The 4,584-nt window shown below is 63.2% G+C and carries 4 protein-coding genes; all 4 read right to left on the minus strand.

Annotated features, from left to right (window positions below):
• On the minus strand, positions 1–607 hold a 607-nt coding region (locus tag EN993_RS31810), incomplete at its 3' end, for an enoyl-CoA hydratase/isomerase family protein (RefSeq protein ID WP_164757941.1).
• A gap of 2 nt (positions 608–609) precedes the next feature.
• On the minus strand, positions 610–1,815 hold the full coding sequence (locus EN993_RS31815) for a CaiB/BaiF CoA-transferase family protein (RefSeq protein ID WP_127265742.1): 1,206 nt from the start codon (positions 1,813–1,815) through the stop codon (positions 610–612).
• Positions 1,816–1,836: 21 nt separating this feature from the next.
• The gene (locus EN993_RS38100) at positions 1,837–3,618 is read right to left on the minus strand and encodes a glucose 1-dehydrogenase (RefSeq protein WP_127265744.1); all 1,782 of its coding nucleotides are present in this window, start codon (positions 3,616–3,618) and stop codon (positions 1,837–1,839) included.
• 63 nt (positions 3,619–3,681) lie between these two features.
• On the minus strand, positions 3,682–4,584 hold a 903-nt coding region (locus EN993_RS31825; protein WP_164757942.1), incomplete at its 5' end, for a sugar ABC transporter ATP-binding protein.

The raw sequence follows: 4,584 nt of genomic DNA on the forward strand, positions 1-4,584 counted from the left end.
GCTCGGCAGCGATCATTTCGGCAAGTTCCAGCGCGCGCGGCAGCAGCCGATCGACATCGACGATCTCGTTGACCAGGCCGGTAGCGACGAATTCGGAGGCCGGCACAATGGCGCCGGTCATCAGCAAAAAGTTGGCGCGGTTGCGGCCGAGCTTGGCAACGCTGCGTTGGGTGCCGCCACCGCCGGGGATTAGCCCGAGCTTGATCTCGGGCAGGCCGAGTTTCGCGAACTGGTTGGCGATGACGATGTCGCAGCACAAGACCAGTTCCATGCCACCACCCAGCGCGAAGCCGTTGACTGCCGCGATCACCGGCTTGGGGTTGTTCTCGATCGCCGCGTACATGCGCGTGCCGGCAGCCTGGAAAGTATCGAACTCGGATGCTGTCTGGGCGGCATATTCCTTGATGTCGGCACCGGCCATGAAACCGCGCCCCTCGCCGGTCACCACGATCGCGCCGACGCCCGAGTCGTCCGACAATGCCTCGAAGGCCTCGGTGATCTCACTTTGCATCACCCGGTTCATGGCGTTGAGCTGGTCGGCGCGCCGGAAGGTGACGATCGCGACGCGGCCCGAAGTTTCGACCGTAAGTGTCTGATAGGCTCGCATCGTCAGGCCGCGTCCACGGTCATGTCACCGGACGCTTCCAATGCGGCAATCTCGTCCTTGGACAGGCCGAACTCGGCCAGGATCTCGCGGCCATGCTGGCCGACCAGCGGCGCCGGCCGCTCGATGGTTGCGGGCGTCTCGCTCATCTTGACCGCGGGTGCCACCACCCGCACCTTGCCGCCGCGCGGATGATCATAGCTGGTGATCATCCGCATATGCTTGACCTGCGGGTCCTCCGCCGCGCGGCGGATATCCTTCACTTCGGCGCACCAGATGTCGACTGCCAGCAGCCGCGCCAACAGATCCTGCGTGGCGAACTTCTTGGTCTCGGCATTGACCTTGTCGAACACCTCGTCGCGCTTGTCGAACAGGGTTTTCAGGTCGTCATAGACGGCAAGCTGCGGCGCCTCCAGCACCTCGTAAAGTGTCTTGAACGGGCTCATGGCGATCGATATGTAGCCGCCGTCCTTCGCCTCGTAGATGCCGAACGGCGCCTGCATACCGGGATGGCCAATGCCGGAATTGGGCCGGACGAAATCTTCGCCGAGATTGAGAACGGCAACATATTCCTGGTTGAGATGCGCCATCAGACCGGCCAGCAGATTGACCTCGATCTTCTGGCCCTTGCCGGTCTTCTCGCGATAGTAGAGCGCCGACAGGATGCCGTAGACCATGTTCATGGCGCCGATCTGGTCGGCGAGACCGGCGCCGGCGGGAACCGGGGCCTGGTCGCCGCGACCGGTGTTGGCAATCAGCCCTGCAAGTCCCTGGATCAGCATGTCCTGGCCGGGGCGCTCGACATAAGGACCTTCCTCGCCATAGCCGGAGCCCGAGCAGTAGATGATGCGCGGATTGACAGCCTTGAAGTCCTCGTAGCCGTAGCCGAGCTTGGCCAGCACGCCGGGGCGGAAATTCTGCACCACCACGTCAGCGCTCTTGGCCATCTCCATGAGGATGGCGTGAACCTTGCGGCTCTTCAGGTTAAGCGCGATCGAACGTTTGTTGCGGTTCCAGGCGAGGAAATTCGGGCTCTCGGAGCCGCCCACCCATTTGGCAAAGAAGGTCATGCCGCGGAACATGTCGCCGGCGCCGGCGCGCTCGACCTTGATGACGTCGGCGCCCATGTCGCCGAGCAGCTGGGTGGCGAACGGCCCTTGCAGCAGATGGCTGAAATCGAGGATGCGGACGCCTTCGAGGGCCTTGTTCATTTCATGTCTCGTTTCGTGTTGTCAAAGCAGTTCGGGCACGTAGCGGGGTGCTGCGGTCAGCCCGCCGTCGACGCGCAGGTCGGTGCCGGTGGTGAAGCCAGCGGCGTCGGAGGCGAGATAGATTGCGGCTTCGGCCACTTCGGAAGGCTCGCCGATGCGGCCGAGCGGATGCATCTTGACCCAGGCCTTGGCGAGGTTGCCGCCGATCTCCTTGATCAGCCTGTCGTTCATCGGCGTGTTGATGGTGCCTGGCGAGATCGAATTGACCCGGATGTTCATCGGACCGAACTCGACCGCCATCTGACGCGTCATTGCCATCACCGCGCCCTTGGCGCCAGCATAGGCGGTCCAGCCGTCGAGGCCGATATGGCCCTGCGCCGAGGCCATGTTGATGATCGAGCCGGTTTTTTGCGCAATCATGTGCGGCAGTGCATATTTGCAGCCACGAAATACGCTGGTCAGATTGACCGCGATCAGCCGGTGCCACTGCTCGTCTGTCATCTCGTGCACCGGCATGCCGCCAATGGCGATAGCGGCGTTGTTGACCATCACGTCGAGACGTCCGGTCTTCTTGACGGCGCTGTCGATGAGGCTGACGATATCGGCCTCCTGCGACACGTCGCAATGCGCGTAATCGGCACGGTAACCGGCCGCGCGTAGCGCCGCCGCGAAATCCTCGCCCGCCTTGTCGGCGATGTCGCCCAGGAAGACATGCGCACCTTCCCGCGCCATCGCCTCGGCGATCGCATAGCCGATGCCGTCTGCGGCGCCCGTGATGACGGCGATCTTTGCTTCGAGTCGAGCCATATCAGCCTCCTGTGCCCGGCGTCGCTTCGCCTCGTCGAAGGCTACGGCAGCGATGATGATCATGCCGGTGATGACCAGCTGCCATTCGGTCGGCAGCCCGAGCCCGCGCAGTCCGTTGGACAGGAACTGCAAGATCAGCACGCCGAGCGCCATGCCGCTCAGGCTGCCAATGCCGCCGGCGAGGCTGACACCGCCAAGCACCGTGGCAGCAACGACCTGGAACTCGAAATTCAGACCCGCCGTATGCTGCGCCGAGCCGACGCGGGCGGCCAGGATGATTCCGGCAACCGTCGCCAGCAGGGAGCTGATGATGAAGCAGATGAACTTGACGCGCCGCACATCGTAGCCCGCCAGCCGCGCCACTTCCGGATTGCCGCCGACGGCATAGATCTGCCGTCCGAACGGGCGATGCCGCATCATGTAGGCGAAGGCCGCGAGCAGCACGATCGCGATGACCGCCGAATACGGAATGATGTTGAACAAGCGGCCATCCGACAGCGCGATGAAGCTGTCGAGGGACGCATCGTCCGGGATCGCGCGCTGGCCGGTGTAGAGATAGACGCCGCCCCGCATGATGAACATGGTGCCCAGCGTCACGATCAGCGAATTGATGCCGGCATAGGCGGTGAGATAGCCGTTCACCGCACCGATGATCAGACCGAACAGCAGCGCGCCGCTGACACCGAGCAGCAGCGAGTTGGTGTCGTTCATGATGATGATCAGCGGCAGGGCAATGGTCGCGAGCAGCGATCCGATCGAGATGTCGACCTCGCCGGAAATGAAGACGATGGCGCAGCCAATGCCGGCGGTGAGCGCCAGTGAGGCCTGCCCGAGCACATTGGTCATGTTGCGCATGGAGAAGAAATTCTCCGCCGTGACGGAAAAGAACACGATCACCAGGATGAGGCAGACGAGCAGCGCCAGTTCCTGGCGGGCGAAGAGCCGCGCCAGCAGGGATGGCGGGGCTTTCACGGAAGCGGTGCTTGCAAGGCTCATCGCTTGCTCCCTTCGAAGAGGTGGGCCGGATCGTAGGAAACGATGTCACGAAGCGTCATGGTCTTAGCCGATCGCCGCATTTAGGATTTTCTCCTGGGTGGCCTCTTCGCGCGACATGATCGCGGTCAAACGGCCTTCGCACATCACCGCGACCCGGTCGGAAAGACCGAGCAACTCTGGCATCTCGGACGTCATCATAACGACCGCCAGCCCCTCGCCGGCGAGCCGGTCGATCAGCGCGAATATTTCCGACTTGGCGCCAACATCGATGCCGCGGGTCGGCTCGTCGACGACGATCACCTTCAGGCCGCGCATCAGCCAGCGCGAGATCAGCACCTTCTGCTGATTGCCGCCGGACAGGTTCTTCACCTGCTGGAACAGGCTGGGGGTCTTGATGCGGAAGCGGTCGACATAATCCTGCACCGCTCGGTGTTCTTTCGCCTTGTCGATGAAACCCATGCGGGCGAAGGCGCCGAGCGAGGCGAGGCTGGCATTCTGGTAGACAGGCAGCTCGCCCATCAGCCCTTCACTCTTGCGGTCCTCGGTAAGCAGGCCGATGCCAAGCTTGACGCCGGTACGCGTGTCGTGCGGCACGAGGCGGCTACCGTCGACGACGATCATGCCGGAGGTGATCGGGTCGTAGCCGACGATTGCCTTGGCAAGCTCGGTTCGGCCCGCACCCATCAATCCGAAGAAGCCGAGAACCTCGCCGGCGCGTGCCTCGAAGGACACGTCGTTGAGCTTCCTCGCCGTGCTGAGCTTTTCCACGAACAGGGCGACCTTGCTGCCCGGCTCACCGCGCTTGCGGGGAAACAGATTGTCGATGCGCCGACCGATCATGTCGTGGATCAGCGTGTCGTTGGTGTGCTCGCCGATCGGCTTGGTCGAGATGTGGCGCCCGTCGCGCAGCACCGTCACCATATCGGCGATCTCGAAGACCTCGTCCAGCTTGTGGCTGACATAGAC

The organism is Mesorhizobium sp. M7D.F.Ca.US.004.01.2.1 (assembly GCF_003997785.1).
GTDB classification, from domain to species: domain Bacteria; phylum Pseudomonadota; class Alphaproteobacteria; order Rhizobiales; family Rhizobiaceae; genus Mesorhizobium; species Mesorhizobium loti.

What these genes read in the sequence shown, in the direction of transcription:
- EN993_RS31815 (WP_127265742.1), bottom strand. Translation starts at nt 1,815, where the DNA reads ATGAACAAGGCCCTCGAAGGCGTCCGCATCCTCGATTTCAGCCATCTG.
- EN993_RS38100 (WP_127265744.1), bottom strand. Translation starts at nt 3,618, where the DNA reads ATGAGCCTTGCAAGCACCGCTTCCGTGAAAGCCCCGCCATCCCTGCTG.